This is a genomic window from Mycobacterium sp. 1164985.4 (assembly GCF_001668575.1).
Classification (GTDB): domain Bacteria; phylum Actinomycetota; class Actinomycetes; order Mycobacteriales; family Mycobacteriaceae; genus Mycobacterium.
Genome location: NZ_LZMD01000077.1, coordinates 1 through 16,981, shown reverse-complemented (window position 1 = coordinate 16,981; position 16,981 = coordinate 1). Strand labels below are relative to the sequence as shown.

Below are 16,981 nucleotides of genomic sequence, written 5' to 3'. Positions count from 1 at the left end.
ATCGCGCCGAGCGTCGTCAGCACCCGCGGCGATAACGCGAACGCAACGGCGGCGATGACGCGCGACGTCGGGCTGCCGATGTTGAGCGCCTCGGCGACGCGCACTACACCCCAGAACCCGACGACCAGCAGCAGCGCCCACCACAACCGCTGGGTGACCCAGCCGGGCAGCCCGACGTCGCGCGTCATCGCCGCCGTTGCGTTCGCGTTATCGCCGCGGGTGCTGACGACGCTCGGCGCGATCTCGTCGGAGACGCTGCCGATGATGCTGGCGCCGTGGGTGCTGCTTCCGGTGATCCTGGTGCTCCGGGGCGATCCGCGGGTGCGGGTGCTGGCGATGCGATCCGCGGTGGCGATCGCGTTGATGGGCGCGGTCAACGCGGTGGCCACGATCACCGGCTGCCTGTGTGCGGTCATCTGGTTGGCGTGTCACCGGCCCACGAAGCAGTGGTGGCGGTTCACCGCGTGGTGGGCCCTCGGTATCGCGCTGGCGGTGCTGTGGTGGGTCGTCGCGCTGCTGATGTTGGGCCGGGTCAGCCCGCCGTTCCTCGATTTCATCGAATCCTCGGGTGTCACCACGCGGTGGATGTCGCTGACCGAGATGCTGCGCGGCACCGACGCATGGACGCCGTTCGTGGCGCCCAACGCGACGGCCGGCGCCTCGCTGGTGACCGGTTCGGTCGCGGTGCTGGCCACTACCCTGGTGGCCGCAGCGGGCCTGGCGGGGCTGGCCTTGAAGACGATGCCCGCCCGCGGTCGGCTGATCACCATCCTGCTCGTCGGGATCACGCTGCTGGCGCTCGGCTACTCCGGCGGGCTCGGCTCGCCCGTCGCGCATCACGTCCAGGCGTTCCTCGACGCGTCCGGAACGCCGCTGCGCAACCTTCACAAGCTCGAACCGCTGCTGCGGCTGCCATTGGCGTTGGGGTTGGCGCATCTGCTCGGACGCATCCCGTTGCCGGGTAGTGCACCGCGCGAGCAGTGGACGACCGCGCTGGCACACCCCGAGCGGGACAAACGCGTGGCGGTGGGGATCGTAGTGCTGGTCGCGCTGGCCGCGGGCACGTCGCTGGCGTGGACCGGACGGCTCACTCCCCCAGGCGCTTTCGAAGCAATCCCGCAGTACTGGCATGACACCGCCGCCTGGCTCGACGAACACAACACCGACGGCCGCGTCCTGGTCGCTCCGGGCGCTCCGTTCGCCACCCAGGTGTGGGGCAACAGCCACGACGAACCGCTGCAGGTCCTCGGCGACAGCCCGTGGGGTGTGCGCGACTCCATTCCCCTGACCCCGCCGGAGACCATCCGCGCGCTGGACTCCGTACAGCGACTGTTCGCCGCGGGCAGACCGTCCGCAGGCTTGGCAGACACCCTTGCCCGCCAAGGCATTTCATATGTCGTCGTGCGCAACGATTTGGACCCGGAGTCGTCTCGCTCCGCGCGACCGCTGCTGGTGCACCGCGCCGTCGACGGATCCGCCGGCCTGGAGAAGGTCGCCGAGTTCGGCGATCCGGTCGGCGCAGGCACCCTGGCCGGATTCGTCTCCGACAGCGGTCTGCGGCCCCGCTTTCCCGCCGTCGAGATCTACCGGGTGCACGCCGAAACCCCTGTGACGCCTTACCTCGTCGACGCCGATCGCGTGGCCCGGGTCGACGGTGCCCCCGAGTCGCTGCTGCGGATCGACGAGCGCCGCCGGCTACAGGACCGGCCGCCGCTGGGCCCGATGCTGTTGACCGCCGACGCCGAACGCGCGGGTGTGCCGACCCCCGTCGTCACCGTCACCGACACCCCACTCGCCCGGGAGACCGACTACGGCCGCGTCGACGACCATTCCTCGGCGATCCGCGCCCCCGATGATCCGCGGCACACGCGCAACCGGGTCATCGACTATCCCTCTCCCGGCGCCGATCTCGTCTACGGCCAGTGGAACGGTGGCCGGGTGTCGGTGTCGAGTTCGGCCGCCGATTCCACCGCACTTCCCAACGTCGCACCCGCGACCGGTCCGGCCGCGGCGGTGGACGCCGACCCGTCGACGAGTTGGGTGTCGAACTCACTGCAGTCCGCGGTTGGCCAGTGGATGCAGGTGGACTTCGACCACCCCGTCACCAACGCGACCATCACCGTCACGCCCAGCGCCACCGCGGTCGGTGCGCAGATCCGGCGCATCGAGATCTCGACGGTCAACGGCACCAGCACCCTTCGCTTCGACGAAGCGGGCAAGCCGTTGACCGCCGCCCTGCCCTACGGCGAGTCACCGTGGGTGCGGCTCACCGCCGTCGCCACCGACGACGGTTCGGCCGGCGTGCAGTTCGGCATCACCGACCTCGCCGTCACGCAGTACGACGCGAACGGCTTCGCCCACCCCGTCAGCCTGCGCCACACCGTCGCGGTTCCCGGTCCGCCACCGAATTCAACTGTGGCGCAATGGGATCTGGGTTCGGAATTGCTGGGCCGGTCGGGCTGCGCCGAGAGCCCGACCGGTTACCGGTGCGCCGCGTTGATGGCGCTCTCGGCGGAGGAGCCGGTCAACCTGAGCCGCACGCTGACCGTGCCGGCGCCGATCGCGGTCACGCCGACGGTGTGGGTGCGCGCCCGCCAGGGGCCGAAGCTGGCCGACCTGATCAGCGCGCCGGGCGCCGCACGCGCGATGGGCGACGCCGATCCGATCGACGTGCTCGGTTCGGCCTACGCCGCGGCAGACGGTGATGCGGGCACCGCGTGGACAGCCCCGCAACGTGTGGTCCAACAGGGGACGCCGCCCACACTGACGCTGAAGCTGCCCCGCCGAAGCGAGGTCGCCGGGTTGGAGGTGGCACCGAGCTCCTCGGAGCTGCCCGCACATCCGACGCTGGTGGCCGTCGACCTCGGCGACGGTCCGCAGATCCGTCCGGTGGCCGGCGACGCGGGCGCGCAGACGCTGCACCTCAAGCCGCGCGTCACCGACACCGTGACGGTCTCCATCCTCGACTGGGACGACGTCATAGACCGCACCGCGCTCGGCTTCGACCAGCTCAAGCCGCCCGGCCTTGCCGAGGTCACCGCGCTCGACGCACGAGGTGCACCGATCGCCACCGCCGACGCCGAGGCCAACCGCGAGCGCAGGATCGAAATGCCCTGCGGCAAAGGGCCGGTCATCGGTATCGCGGGCGAGTTCGTGCAGACCTCGCTCACCACGACCGTCGGCGCGCTGCTCGACGGTGAGCCCGTCGCCGCACACCCGTGCCGGACCGCACCGATTCTGCTGCCCGAGGGACAGCAAGAACTGGTCATCAGCCCCGGCGGCGCGTTCATCGTCGACGGTGCACAACTCGCCGGGCCGCAGGCCGACGAAATACGCCCGGCGCCAACCACTCCCGCAGAAGTCGGACATTGGAGCGCAGACCGCCGCGAGGTAACCGTCGCCCCGTCGTCGGCGTCCCGCGTCCTCGTCGTCCCCGAAAGCATCAATCCCGGCTGGGTCGCTCGCGACAGCGGTGGAACCGCACTGACGCCGATCACGGTGAACGGCTGGCAGCAGGGATGGGTACTGCCGCCGGGCACGGCAGGCCCGGTCACGCTGAGCTTCCCGGCGAACGGGCTCTACCGCGCCGGGCTCATCGGGGGGCTGGCGCTGCTGCCGGTGCTGGCTCTGCTGGCGTTCCTCCCGATGCGCAGGCGCGCCGACCGTGCGGACCCGGTGCCGGTCTGGCGCCCCCACCCGTACGCGGTGGGCGCCGCCGCACTGCTCGCGGGCGCCGCGATCTCCGGGGTGACGGGCTTCGTGATCGTCGGTGTCGCGCTGGGAATCCGCTATCTGCTGCGCAACCGCGAAAAACTCTGCGAGGCAACCACGGTCACTGCCGCGGCCGGCGGGCTGATCCTCGCCGGGGCGGTGCTGAGTCAGAACCCGTGGCGATCGGTCGACGGTTACATCGGACATTCCTGGGGTGTGCAGCTACTGGCGCTGATCTCGGTGGCTGCCGTGGCCGCGTCGACCGTGCCCATGCGGCCGAGCCGGCTCAGTTGACCGCGATCAGGTGTTCGAGCTTCGGTTCGCCGACGATGTACTTCTCGACCTCCTGCTCGACGATCAGGTCCTGACCGGTCTGCCGCACGACGTGCTGGTGCAGATGCTCGTACCACGACCGCACGATGAACGCCTCGACGAATGTGTGGGGAAATTCGCCGCTGCGGAACAACCGCCATTGCGCGGCCCCGGTCCGCTGGCGTGACCGCCTCACCCGGTCCATCGCGGCGATGAACAACGCCTCGTTCTCGGCTGCGACCTTGTAGGTCTTGAGCACCAGGACCGGCCCGTCCGGCGGGGCTGGTTCGAACACCAACGCCGGCTCCGGCCAATGCGCCGACGGTTCGACGTCGATGTTGCCGGTGCCCGGATGCAGCGGCCACCACACCAGCGACACCGCGCACACGGCGAGCATCACGGCCGCGATCAACAAGGCCGTCACGCTGGTGGTGGCGCCGGCCACCAGACCCCAGACCAGCGAGCCGATGGCTTGTCCGCCCATGAACACCAGCTGATAGACCGACAGCCCGCGCGCCCGCACCCAGGCCGGAAGGCTCAGCTGCATGGACGCGTTCAGCGTCGACAAGGTGAGCAACCAGGACAGGCCGCCGACGACCATCGCGACGATGACCACGGTCACCACCGGAACGAGTGCCAGCACCACCGTTGCGAGCGCGAAACCGACCGCGCCGACGGTCAACAGCGCATTGCGCCCGAACCGCACCTGCAGCCGCGACAGCACCATCGCCCCGCAGACCGCGCCGACGCCCAGGGCGCCCAGCAGCACGCCGTAGCCCGCGGACGACAGATGTAACTGCCGATCGGCGATGACCGCCAGCAACCCCCACAGCGCGCTACCCGGAGCGATGAATAGCAGCGCCCGCAGCAGGATGCGGCGGGTCACCGGCGAACTGCGGATGTAGCGCCCGCCCGCAGTCAACGCCGACAACGGACGCTCGGTCGGCAGCAACCGGTCCGTGGCCGGCCGGCGCCACGCGAAGAGCACCACGACGATGCCGACGAACGACAGCGCATTCAGGGCGAACACCATCGTGGGCCCCGACAAGGACACCAGCGCACCTGCGATCGCCGGCCCGATCGCCCTCGCACTGTTCATGGCCAGGCTGGTCAGCGCTGCCGCAGCCGGAATCTGTTCGCGCGGAACGAGTTCAGGCTGGATGGCCTGCCATGCCGGGGCGGTCAGCGCCTGTCCGCAACCGACCAGGAACAGCAGAATCAGCTAGACGGTGGGCGTCGTCAGCCCCACTCCGGTCAGGATCGCCAGCAGCGAGACGCCCGCCGCCATCGCCGACTGCGTGGCGATCAGCAGCCGTCGCCGGTCGGTCAGGTCGGCGACCACGCCGGACGGCAGCGCCAACAACATCACCGGCAACGTCGTCGCAGTTTGCACCAGGGGCACGAGCACCGCGGCATTGGGATCGCCGACCAGCATCCACTGTGCGCCGACGGTCTGCATCCAGGTGCCGAGGTTCGAGACGAGCTGCGCGATCCACAACGCACGGTAGGTCGGCGAGGACAGCGGCGCCCACGCCGACGGTGCGGCGCGGACACTCGACGATGCCGCCATATTGTTCTGGCCTTTCCTCTGGATCACGTTTCAAGTACCCGATTGATCGTCCGCCATCTCGTAGCATCGGCCGCGTGCCGGAATTGAACACCGCCCGCGGCCCGATCGACAGTGCGGATCTCGGCGTCACGCTCATGCACGAACACGTCTTCATTCAATCCCTCGACATCACCACCAACTATCCGGAGGTGTGGGGCGACGAGGCCCAGCGCGAGGCAGACGCGATCGTCCGCCTCAACGAGCTGAAGTCGCGCGGTGTCGACAGCATCGTCGATCTCACCGTGATCGGCATGGGGCGCTACATCCCGCGCATCGAACGCCTCGCCGCGCAGACCGACATCAACATCATCGTCGCGACCGGTGTCTACACCTACAACGACGTCCCGATGTTCTTCCACTTCAGCGGGCCGGAGACGCCGCTCGGCGAGCCGATGGTCGACATGTTCGTCCGCGACATCACCACGGGCATCGCCGACACCAGCGTCAAAGCGGCGATCCTCAAGTGCGCGACCGACGAACCAGGCCTCACCCCGGGCGTCGAGCGGGTGCTACGCGCCGTCGCGCAGGCGCACCGCGAGACCGGCGTCCCGATCTCGACCCACACTCACGCCGCGACCAAGCGCGGCCTGGATCAGCAGCGCGTGTTCAGAGAGGACGGGGTCGACCTCTCGCGCGTCGTCATCGGGCACTCCGGCGACAGCACCGACACCGACTACCTGGAACAGTTGATCGACGCGGGCTCCTACATCGGGATGGACCGGTTCGGCGTCGACGTCTTCCTCGGCTTCGAGGAGCGAGTGAACACCGTCGCGCGGATGTGCGAGCGCGGGCACGCCGACAAGATGGTGCTGTCGCACGATGCGTCCTGCTTCATCGACTGGCTGCCGGAGGGGATGATCCCGCAGACCATGCCCAACTGGCACTACCTGCACATTCACAACGACGTGATACCGGCCCTCAAGGAGCGCGGCGTCACCGACGAACAGCTCACGACGATGCTCGTCGATAATCCGCGCAGAATCTTCGAGGCGCAGGGCGGGTACTGACGTGACCGAGCCGACCCCACCCATAAGCACGCAGGTGTCACGGCTTGCCGCCGCCGAACCGGATGCGCCCGCGGTCACCTGCGAGGGCGTCACCCTCACCCGCGGTGAGCTGGACGCGTCGGCCAATCGACTGGCTCGCGCCTATGCCGAACTCGGTGTGGGAGAGGGCGATTACGTCACCGTGGTGTTGTCGAACTCGATCGAGTGGGCGCAGGCGGTGCTGGCGACGTGGAAGCTCGGTGCGATACCGCAGCCGCTGTCACCGCGGCTGCCGGACGCCGAACTGAGCGGCCTGCTCGAGCTGCGGCCCCGCGCTCTGATCGTCGGCCGCGAGGACCCGGCCGGCCTGATACCCAGCGTGCCAACGGGTTTCGCCCCGGGCCAGGGTTTGTCGGATGAGCCGCTGCAGGAGAAGGTGTCGCCGGTGCTCAAGGCGATGGCGTCGGGCGGCAGCACCGGGCGGCCCAAGCTGATCGAGGCGGGCGGCGACAGCCGCTTCCCGCCGCTGGTCGGTTACCCCCTTGGGGCACAGGAACGTGATGTCAACCTGATCTCGGTGCCGATGAGCCACAACACCGGGTTCACGACGTTCGCGATCGGGCTCGTGCAGGGCCATCACCTGGTACTCATGCCGAAGTTCGAACCGCACGAGTTTCTCCGACTGGTGACCGAGTATCGCGTGACGTTCCTGACGACGGTGCCGACAATCATGCAGCGTCTGATTCCGGTCTACCGGGCCGATCCCGCTGCCTACGACCTGTCGTCGATCCGACGGTTCTGGCATGTCGGCGCGCCGTGTCCGCCCGCGGTCAAGCGCGCGTGGATCGAGATACTGCAACCGGATGCGCTCTGGGAACTGTACGGCGGCACCGAATTACAGGCGCTGACATTCATATCGGGCAGCCAGTGGTTGGACCATCCGGGCTCGGTCGGTGTCGTCGTCGCCGGGGAGATGAAGGTCCTCGACGACGACGGCAACGAGTGCCCACCCGGGGTGGTCGGCGAGATCTACATGCGGCCGTCGCCGGGCAGCGCACCCACCTACCGCTACATCGGCGCGACGGCGAAATCCCGCGACGGTTGGGACTCGCTCGGCGACCTCGGCTACTTCGACGAGGACGGGTTCCTCTACCTCAGCGACCGCCGCGTGGACATGTTCACCGTCGGGGGCAAGAACGTCTATCCCGCCGAGGTCGAGTCGGCGCTCGCCGAACACCCGGCGGTGTTGTCGTGTCTGGTGGTCGGTGTCCCACACGACGACCTTGGGCAGGTGCCGCACGCGCTGGTGCACGCCGACGGCGATCTCGAGGAAGTGGATGTCATCGCGTTCCTGTCCGAGCGCGTCGAACGCCACAAGGTGCCGCGCACGGTCGAATTCACCGACGAGCCGCTGCGCGACGATGCGGGGAAGGCCAGGCGGTCGGCGGTGCGCGACGCCGTTATCGCGCGACGGGCTCAGGCACGCTGCTGACCGACGAGTCCAGCGGCGGGACGGGCCGGGCGTGCCGATACTCCCAGCGCCGCAATGCTGTTCGGCACGGTGACTCCACCAGCGCGTAGCTGACCGCAGCGATCGCGAATCCGAACACGATTGTGAGCGCCAGGACCACGGGCATGTGTCCGTTGAACGCGAACTCGCCGATGACCGGGAACACCATCGCCAGCGCGGCAAGGTGCCAGATGAACAGCCCGTACGACCAGCGCCCCAGCGTGACCATCGTCGTGTTGCCCAGCAGCCGGTGCGGGGTGTCGGGCCGGTCGAGCACGAGCGGCGCCAGCAGCGCGCCTGCGACCACCGCGCCCATCGCGGTCTTGACGACGAACTGGCTCACGGTGCCCGGGGTCAGTCCCTCGGGACCCGCGATCGGTGAGGCCGCGATCAGGAACGCGACGATCGCAAGCGAGGCCATCAGTACCCGCCGCCGGGCCAGCCGGTGCGGCCACCCGACGGGCGTGACCGTCAGCTCGGCGAGCAGCATGCCCGCCGCGAACCAGGAGAAGAACGCAGGCGGCCAGTTCAAGTGGTTGACGCCGTCGGGCGTCGCGATCGGCAGCACCGCCCACGCCAGGCTGGCGATCCCCGCGACGGCGATGACAGGGAGGCGGGCGCGCACCGGCACTCGTCGCACCAGCAGCGCGAGCACCGGCAGGGCGATATAGAAGGCGACCTCGACCGACAGGCTCCACATCTGCGTCAGCCCCGCGGTCAGCGTCAACGGCACATAAATCTGAGTCAGCGTGAGGTTGGCCAACCACACGGTCAGGTCTGCGCGGGCCTCGGGCAGCAGCGACAGGATCACCACGACCGCGACAAGGTAGCCGGGCATGATGCGGACCAGCCGCGAGCGCAGGTAGTGGCCGGTCGGCGGGATCGGCCGCAGCCCGCGCGCGGCGGCGGCATGTCCGCGCCACAGCAGAAAGCCCGAAAGCGCGAAGAACACCGCGACCGCGAGGTCGAACCGGCCGAACAGTCGTCCGGTGACGCCGCCGGTGTGGCCGGTTTGGAAGGCCACGTGGGTGACGACGACGCCGACCGCGGCGCAGGCTCGCATGCCCTCGACGGCAGGCAGGAACCCGCGGGTCCCGCCCACCTTCTCGTCGCGCGTCTCAGCGGTCACGGCAATCAGTGTGCCGGGTAGATCCAAACACCCTGACCACGGGTGCACGGATGCGGCCCGACTAAACAACGACCTTAAATTGTGCTGTTAGGGTCGAACGGATTTCTGCGGGCATACCGCAGGTGAAGGAGGCACGGTTTGAACCGCGCAGTGGCGCTGCGGATTGCGGCATGCGGAATCTTGGGGCTCGGTGCCGCCCTGCTGATCGCCGCATTGTTGCTGTCCACGTACACCCACAGCAAGATCGCCAAGATCCCGCTGGACCTCGATGCCACGCTGATCAGCGACGGCAGCGGCACGGCCTTCGACCCGGCGTCGCTGAACGGGGAACGCTTCGTCGTGGACCGGGATGTGCCGATGGTCCAGCAGGAGCAGCTCACGGTGGAGTCGCCGTCGAACGCCGACGTAGTGACGATGCAGGTGGGCTCCACGCTGCGCCGCACCGACAGGCAGCAGGATGCCGGCCTGCTGCTGGCCCTGGTCGACACCGTGACCGTCAACCGCAGCACCGCCGAGGCGGTGTCCAGCGAGAGCAATCCGGGCGGCGCGGTGCAGAAGCCGCGCGCCATGGAGGACGACAAGCCCCCGACGAACATCGCGCTGCCGCACGAGGGCCTGGCCTACCGGTTCCCGTTCGACACCGAGAAGAAGACCTACTCCGTCTTCGACCCGATCGCGCAAAAGGCGTTCGACGCCAACTACGACGGCGAAGAAGACGTCAACGGCTTGACCACTTACCGGTTCGTGCAGAACGTCGGGTACGACTCGGACGGCAAGCTCGTCGAGCCGGTGAAGTATGCCTCGCTCTACGAGGACGACGCCGACAGCGAGGTCACCGCCCGCGCCGCGATGTGGGGTGTACCCGGTGAGCCCGACGAACCGATCACGATGGCGCGGTATTACGCCGCGCAGCGCACCTTCTGGGTCGACCCGGTGTCCGGGACGATCGTCAAGAAGGATGAGCACGGCTACCACTACTACGCCCGCGAGCCGCTCAAGCCCGAGGTGACGTTCGTCGACTACAAGGTCGCGTTCAACGACGAGACCGTCGAGTCCCAGGTTGCCAGCGCCGGCGACGAGCGCGACCGGGTGGCGCTGTGGGGCCGCATCCTGCCGATCACGTTCACCGCGATGGGGCTGGTGCTGCTGGTCGGCGGCGCCCTCCTCGGATCGTTCAGCCTGCGCGCGGAGTCCGCGCTGATCGACCCCGGGCTCGACGAGGCCGACCACGGGTTCTTTGACACCCAGGGCATCAAGGTTCCGGGCGCCGAGGCCAAGACCGAGAAGATCCCGACATCTCGACCGACCGACCTGCCCCCGGACAGACCGGTCTGATTCGGCGGTCGGTTGCGGCATCGGCCTATGCGCTGGTGCTCGCCCTTGCGGTGACGGCGCCGCTGCTGGCGCCCGGATACCTGCTGGTGCGCGACGCGGTGTCCACGCCGCGCTCCTATCTGTCCGACGCTGCGCTCGGCCTGTCCGAGGCCGCGCCGCGGGCGCTGCCGCAAGACTTCTTCATGGCCGTCGTGTCTTCGGTGGTCGACGGCGGCGTGGTCGCCAAGACGCTGCTGGTGGCGGGGCTCTGGCTGGCGGGTTGGGGTGCCGCGCGGCTGGCCGCGGCGGTGGTGCCCGAGTCCGGGGTCGCCGGCCAGTGCGTGGCGGCGACGGTCGCGGTGTGGAATCCGTATGTCGCCGAGCGTCTGTTGCAGGGCCACTGGAGCCTTCTCGTCGGCTACGGGTGCCTGCCGTGGGTCGCTGCGACGATGCTGCGGCTGCGGGAGTCGGCGGGGTGGAGTTCGGCAGCGGCGCTGGTGTTTTGGATGGCGCTGTCGGGGCTGACGCCGACCGGGCTGCTGCTGGCGGCGACCGTCGCGCTCGTATGCGTCGTCGCACCCGGGGAGGGCTGGCGGCGGGGGCGGTGTGCGGGTGTGGCGCTGGGCCTGACGGTCGTCGCGGCTCTGCCGTGGTTGGTGGCGGCGGCGGTGGCGCGGTCGTTGGAGTCGTCGCAGGCCGACGGTGTCGTCGCGTTCGCGGCCCGGGCGGAACCGGGCCTCGGAACGTTGTTCAGCCTGGCCGGGCTGGGCGGGATCTGGAATGCCGATGCGGTACCGCCTTCTCGTACAACGCTTTTCGCGATCGTCGCCACCGTGGTGCTGCTGGGCGTGGTGGCACTTGGCCTGCCGGTCGTATTGCGGCGGCGCACGGCCGTGCCGCTCATGGTGCTCGCCGGGGCGGCCGTCGTCCTTCCCGCACTGATGGCCACGGGACCTGGGCTCAGCCTGCTCGAGGCGGTCATCCGCGCCTTTCCCGGCCTCGGCGTGGTCCGCGACGGGCAGAAGTGGGTGGCGCTGGCGATGCCCGGCTACGCGCTGGCCGGTGCGGCCGCGGTCGTCGTCGCGCGGCGACGGGTGCCGGCTGCGGCCGCCGCGACACTCTGCTGCGCGGCGTTGATCGCGACGTTGCCGGACCTGGCGTGGGGGGTGGGCGGGCAACTCGCGGCTGTGCAGTATCCGCCGGGATGGGCGAAGGTAGCCGCTCTGATCGACGAGGACCCCCGCACAGTCGCCGTGATGCCGATGGGCAGCATGCGCCGGTTCGAGTGGGCGGGCGACGCGCCGGTGCTCGACCCGCTGCCGCGCTGGGTGCGGGCCGACGTGTTGACCACCGGCGATCTCCAAATCGGTGACCGCATTGTGTACGGCGAAGGGCAACGCGCCCGCGACGTGCAGGAGATTCTCGTCGAGAGTGCCGACCGTCGACTCCTCGCCGACGCGGGCGTCGGTTGGGTCGTTGTTGAATCCAGCGGCGTCGAATCGAGCGGTGCGACAACCCCTTTGCCGCTACCCGTGGCCTATACCGACGACGACCTCACGCTGTATCGCGTGGGCGGCTCGTCGCCTCCGGCCGACGGACGGGCAGTGGTGGTGGCCGCGCACCTGGCGTGGCTGGCGATGCTGGTTGCGGGCGCGGGTGTCGGGATGGCGCGAAGGTTGAGCAAGGCGCCGCCGCGAGCCAAGGCACCTCACCGTCGATGACCCCGCCGTCGGCTGGCGGGAACCGGATGTCATACCCGACATTTACAATCGCACGTATGTTCGACACGACGAGCGACACGGGGCTGGTCGACCTGATGGGCCAGGCGCAGCGCGCGAGCCGGGCCGAGTTCGCGCGCCAGCTGTTGGCCATCGGGCACTTCAGCCTGCGCCGCGTCCCCGAATGCGATGGCGTGAACGACGACAAGGTGGTCGATGACTGGGAGGTCGTGGCTGCCGAGATCGGTGCCGAACTCGGCATCAGCCGCGGACGGGCCTCGTCCATGATGAGCTCGGGCCAGGCCCTGATCAAACGGCTTCCCAAGGTGGCGAAGCTGTTCGCCGCCGGTGAGATCGACTGGCTGGTGGTCAACATGCTGATCTACCGCACCGAGCTCATGGTCAGCGAGGACGCCTGCGCACTGATCGACGCGATCTTCGCCGACCGCGCCGCCCAGTGGAACCACCTGTCGTACAACAAGCTTGCCGAGGTCGTCGACTGGCTTGTCCTTCAAATCGACCCGGACGCGGTGCGCCGAGCCAAATCCCGTGACGACGACCGCCATTTCGATGTCATACCGGGCCGGTACGGAATGGCCGACATCGTCGCCTGCCTACGCGGCGTCGACGGGGTGGCTTTGACTCAGCGACTCGACGCGCTGGCCGCCACGGTCTGCCGGGAGGATCCACGTACGCATCGCCAGCGTCGGGCGGACGCGATCGGGGCGATCCTCGCCCACGAAGACGCGATGGCGTGCCTATGCGAACGACCGGACTGCCCTGCCGCCGGCAGAACGGCAACCACCGTAGTGGTCCATGTGCTCGCCGAGCGGGACACCGTCGAAGGCACGGGCACGACACCCGGGTATGTGTCTGGGCTGGGCCCGGTTCCGGCACCGACCGTTGCCGAGGTGGCGCGCCACGCCGAGCGGCGCCCCGTCGAGGCTCCCGACGACGCCGAACCCGAACCGCAGTACCGTCCCTCGATCGCGCTGGCCAACTTCGTACGCTCCCGCGACCTCACCTGCCGGTGGATGAATTGCGACCGTCCCGCCTGGCGATCCGACATCGACCACGCCGCGCCCTGGCCCTATGGGCCCACCCATCCCTCCAACAACGCCTGCTTCTGCCGGCTGCACCACCTGATGAAGACGTTCTACTGCGGACCCGGCGGCTGGATCGTGCAACAGCAACCCGACGGCACGGTCATATTCACCAGTCCGACCGGGCGTATCCACACTACGACTCCGTTCGGAGCGGTGTTGTTTCCGCAACTCGGCGCCTCCACCGGCACGCTTCACATGCACGAGGTGCCGGCACCGACACCGGGACGCGGGATCTGCATGCCCACCCGCCGACGCACCCGCCGCCAGAACCGCGAGCGGCGCATTCAACGCGAGCGCGCCCTCAATGCCACGATCCGAGCGGAGAACACCACGCCGACCACTCCGAGTTTCGGCAGCTTCTACCCTCTGGGTACCGGCCCCCCAACCGACCCGAGAGTTCTGATGGACGATCCGCCGCCGTTCTAGCACCGCGAAGGTCGGGGGACGGTTCGATGGCGCGGAGCGTCGCGAAGGCTAGACGACGCCGCTGACGTATTGCCCGGAGTGCACGGACTCGAGCACGGTGCGCATCGCGTCGGCGCTCTGCTGCCAGGAGAATTCGCCGCAGCGGGCGTGCGCCTTTGTTCCGAGTTGTTCGCGCAGAACATGGTCGGAGAGCAGCTCGCCCAAACCGTCGACCAGACCGTCGAAGTCGTCGACCAGCACGCCGGTCACGCCGTCGACGACGGAGTCGGTCAGCCCACCCGAGGACCGGTAGCCGATGGTGGGCACCGAATGCTGACCGGCTTCGATGACCGCCAGCGCCCAACCCTCCTTGCGTGACGGCAACACGTGCACCCACGCCCGCTGCAGCACATGGTGTTTCGCCTCGTCGTCGACGTGCCCGTGGAACGTGACGGCGTCGGATATGCCGAGCAGCGCGGCGTGTTCGACGAGCCGCTGTTCCCACCAGCCGCCGCCGACGATGTCGGCCGTCAGGTCCGGGATCCGCGGTCGCAGCGCCGCGACCGCCTCGAGAGCGTCCTCGATCTGCTTGTGCGGCACCAGCCTTGACAGCACCACGACCTTCGGCATCGCCGCGCGCTGGCCGGTCAACGTCGACGCGGGCGCCTCGTCGAGACCGTTGCGCACCACCGCGATCTGGCTCGGGCGCACGCCCAGCGCCGCGAGATCACGAGCCGACGGCAGCGACACCGTGACGTATTGGTTGCGCCGGTGCGCCCGCGGCGAGAGTTTCGACTCGACGAACCAGCCCACACGACCCTCTACGGGGCCGGCGACCGGCCACTGCTCGCGGTGGCAGTGGTGCACCAGCACGGCCACGCGCCGGCCGAAGGCGAGCCGCGCCATGAACGGGATGCCGTTCTGGGTGTCGAGCACGACGTCGGGTCGCGCGTGCCGCAACGGCCCGAGCCCGATGCGGGCCAGCACCATGGCCAGCCCCGCCCAGATGTAGACCGTGTGCCGACCGCCGCCGCGGCTGACCCGGACGCCGTCGACGACCTCGCGGCGCCGGGCGCCCGGGTAGCGCGCCGTGCGCAGCGTGACCTCGACACCCGAGGCAGCCAACTGCGCGCCGATGCGCTGCAGGTAGGCCTCGCTGCCGCCCCCTTGAGGATGGCCGGTGTCGCGCCAGCACAGCAGCAGCACCGAGCGGAGCGGACGGGAAGACATCGGCAACAGCGTAGTCGGGCCGAGGCGCTGCGTAGGGTTCGGTTCCATGTCAGTCACGGACAGGTTCGCCGACCGGGCGACGCTGTCGCGATCGCTGCGCCTGCTCACCGAGTTCCGCTTCGAGCAACCCGACCCTGCCCGCTTCTACGGCGCGCTCGGCCGCGACACCGCCGACATGGTCGCCGACCTGTGGCTCGGCGTTTGTGATTCCCCGCCGGCCGGGCTCACCGTGCTCGACGTCGGCGGCGGGCCGGGATACTTCTCGGAGGCGTTCGCGGGCAGGGGTTTTCGCTACGTCGGGGTCGAGCCCGATCCGGCCGAGATGCACGCCATTCCGGGGACGGTCACACCGACCACCTACGTGCGCGCGTCGGGGATGGCGTTGCCGTTCGCCGACGGCAGCGTCGACATCTGCCTGTCCTCGAACGTCGCCGAACATGTGCGATACCCGTGGCGCATGGGTGCGGAGATGCTGCGGGTGACCAGGCCCGGCGGGTTGGTGGTGCTGTCGTACACCGTGTGGCTGGGCCCGTTCGGCGGCCACGAGACCGGGCTGTGGCACTACCTCGGCGGTGCCCGCGCCGCGCGGCGGTACACCCGCAGGCACGGTCGCCGACCGAAGAACAACTACGGCTCGTCACTGTTCGCGGTGTCGGCGGCCGACGGCCTGCAGTGGGCGGCGAGCACCGGGGCGCTGATCGCCGCATTCCCTCGCTACCACCCACGATGGGCGTGGTCGCTGACCAAGGTGCCGGTGCTGCGGGAGTTCCTGGTGAGCAACCTGGTGCTGGTCCTGCGGGCGCCGTGACCGGCCGACTGCAACAGGTTCTCGTTTTGCGTCGGGATAGGTAGTGTGACGGTCATGACACAGAGCACCGCGTTCAAAACCGAATGGGACAAGCTGTTCATCGGCGGGAAGTGGGTCGAGCCGGCCACTTCGGATGTGATCGAGGTGCACTCGCCCGCGACCGGCGAGCTGGTGGGCAAGGTGCCGCTGGCCTCGGCGGCCGACGTCGACGCGGCCTGCGCTGCCGCGCGCAAGGCGTTCGACGAGGGCCCGTGGCCGCACAAGTCGCCGCAGGAGCGCGCCGAGGTCCTGTCGGCGGCGGTGAAGCTGATGGAGGAGCGCGGCGAAGAGCTGAAGTTCCTGCTGGCCGCCGAGACCGGACAGCCACAGACGATCGTCGACATGATGCAGTACGGCGCCGCGATGTCGGCGTTCCAGTACTTCGCGGGCGCCGCGGACAAGTTCCCGTGGAAGGAGATCCGCGACGGCATCTACGGCCAGACACTGGTGCTGCGCGAGCCGATCGGCGTGGTCGGCGCCGTCACCGCGTGGAACGTGCCGTTCTTCCTGGCCGCCAACAAGCTCGGGCCCGCGCTGCTGGCGGGGTGCACCGTCGTGCTCAAGCCGGCCGCCGAGACGCCGCTGTCGGTGTTCGCCATGGCCGAGATGTTCGCCGAGGCCGGCCTGCCCGAAGGGGTGCTGTCGATCGTGCCCGGCGGCCCGGAGACCGGTCGCGCGCTGACGGCCAACGACCTGATCGACAAATACACGTTCACCGGAAGCAGCGCGGTGGGCAAGGAGATCGCGAAGATCGCCGCCGAAAAGCTCAAGCCGTGCACACTGGAGCTCGGCGGTAAGTCCGCCGCGATCATCCTCGAGGACGCCGACCTGGACTCCACCCTGCCGATGCTCGGATTCTCGGGCGTGATGAACAGCGGGCAGGCCTGCGTCGCGCAGACCCGCATCCTCGCCCCGCGGTCGCGCTACGAGGAGGTCGTGGAGAAGGTCGCCAACTTCGTCGGCGCGATGCCCGTCGGCCTGCCGGACGACCCGAACGCCGCGATCGGCCCGCTGATCTCGGAGAAGCAGCGCGACCGCGTCGAGTCCTACATCAAGAAGGGCGTCGAGGAGGGTGCGCGGATCGTCATCGTCGGCGGCCGACCC

Annotated in this window: 10 protein-coding genes and 2 pseudogenes; 8 read left to right on the top strand and 4 right to left on the bottom strand. The window is 69.3% G+C overall.

Annotation, left to right across the window (positions count from 1 at the left end; all coding sequences use genetic code 11):
• The coding region (locus tag A5650_RS27375; RefSeq protein WP_156744161.1) for an alpha-(1->3)-arabinofuranosyltransferase domain-containing protein at positions 1-188 on the bottom strand (188 nt) is incomplete at its 3' end.
• Here A5650_RS27375 and A5650_RS16380 point away from each other — a divergent pair.
• Positions 166-4,005: pseudogene (locus A5650_RS16380) on the top strand (DUF3367 domain-containing protein); the annotation flags it as partial. The gene A5650_RS27375 and the pseudogene A5650_RS16380 sit on opposite strands and share 23 nt — an antisense overlap.
• On the opposite strand, the pseudogene A5650_RS16375 reads toward A5650_RS16380, so the two are convergent.
• Positions 3,998-5,593: pseudogene (locus A5650_RS16375) on the bottom strand (MFS transporter). The pseudogenes A5650_RS16380 and A5650_RS16375 sit on opposite strands and share 8 nt — an antisense overlap.
• 74 nt (positions 5,594-5,667) lie before the next feature.
• On the opposite strand from A5650_RS16375, the gene A5650_RS16370 reads away from it, so the two are divergent.
• Positions 5,668-6,639, top strand: coding sequence for a phosphotriesterase family protein (locus A5650_RS16370; RefSeq protein ID WP_067293543.1), 972 nt, complete (start codon positions 5,668-5,670; stop codon positions 6,637-6,639).
• A 1-nt stretch (position 6,640) separates the two neighbouring features.
• Entirely contained in the window at positions 6,641-8,110 is a 1,470-nt protein-coding gene (locus A5650_RS16365) for an AMP-binding protein (RefSeq protein ID WP_067293539.1), read from the top strand.
• On the opposite strand, the gene A5650_RS16360 is transcribed toward A5650_RS16365, so the two are convergent.
• Positions 8,079-9,191 carry an acyltransferase family protein gene (locus tag A5650_RS16360; RefSeq protein ID WP_067293557.1) on the bottom strand — a complete coding sequence of 371 codons (1,113 nt, stop codon included), beginning with the start codon at positions 9,189-9,191 and terminating at the stop codon, positions 8,079-8,081. The two genes, A5650_RS16365 and A5650_RS16360, sit on opposite strands and share 32 nt — an antisense overlap.
• A 204-nt stretch (positions 9,192-9,395) precedes the next feature.
• Here A5650_RS16360 and pgfA point away from each other — a divergent pair, with 204 nt between their 5' ends.
• The 3 genes from pgfA to A5650_RS16345 are packed head-to-tail and all read left to right on the top strand — an operon-like array spanning position 9,396 to position 13,821.
• Complete coding sequence (gene pgfA, locus A5650_RS16355) at positions 9,396-10,592, top strand: cell envelope lipid trafficking protein PgfA (RefSeq protein WP_067293534.1); 1,197 nt, start codon at positions 9,396-9,398, stop codon at positions 10,590-10,592.
• Positions 10,592-12,292 carry an MmpA family trehalose lipid delivery protein gene (locus A5650_RS16350; protein ID WP_156744159.1) on the top strand — a complete coding sequence of 567 codons (1,701 nt, stop codon included), beginning with the start codon at positions 10,592-10,594 and terminating at the stop codon, positions 12,290-12,292. The genes pgfA and A5650_RS16350 overlap by 1 nt, the downstream gene beginning before the upstream one ends.
• A gap of 56 nt (positions 12,293-12,348) precedes the next feature.
• On the top strand, positions 12,349-13,821 hold the full coding sequence (locus A5650_RS16345; RefSeq protein WP_067293530.1) for a 13E12 repeat family protein: 1,473 nt from the start codon (positions 12,349-12,351) through the stop codon (positions 13,819-13,821).
• 48 nt (positions 13,822-13,869) lie between these two features.
• Here A5650_RS16345 and A5650_RS16340 read toward each other — a convergent pair whose 3' ends face one another.
• Positions 13,870-15,030, bottom strand: coding sequence for a glycosyltransferase family 4 protein (locus A5650_RS16340; protein WP_067293551.1), 1,161 nt, complete (start codon positions 15,028-15,030; stop codon positions 13,870-13,872).
• A gap of 46 nt (positions 15,031-15,076) precedes the next feature.
• Here A5650_RS16340 and A5650_RS16335 point away from each other — a divergent pair, with 46 nt between their 5' ends.
• Both A5650_RS16335 and A5650_RS16330 read left to right on the top strand, forming a co-directional pair.
• Positions 15,077-15,838 (top strand): class I SAM-dependent methyltransferase, encoded by a 762-nt coding sequence (locus A5650_RS16335; protein ID WP_067293527.1) that lies wholly within the window; start codon positions 15,077-15,079, stop codon positions 15,836-15,838.
• Between the two features lie 54 nt (positions 15,839-15,892).
• On the top strand, positions 15,893-16,981 hold a 1,089-nt coding region (locus A5650_RS16330; RefSeq protein ID WP_067293547.1), incomplete at its 3' end, for an aldehyde dehydrogenase family protein.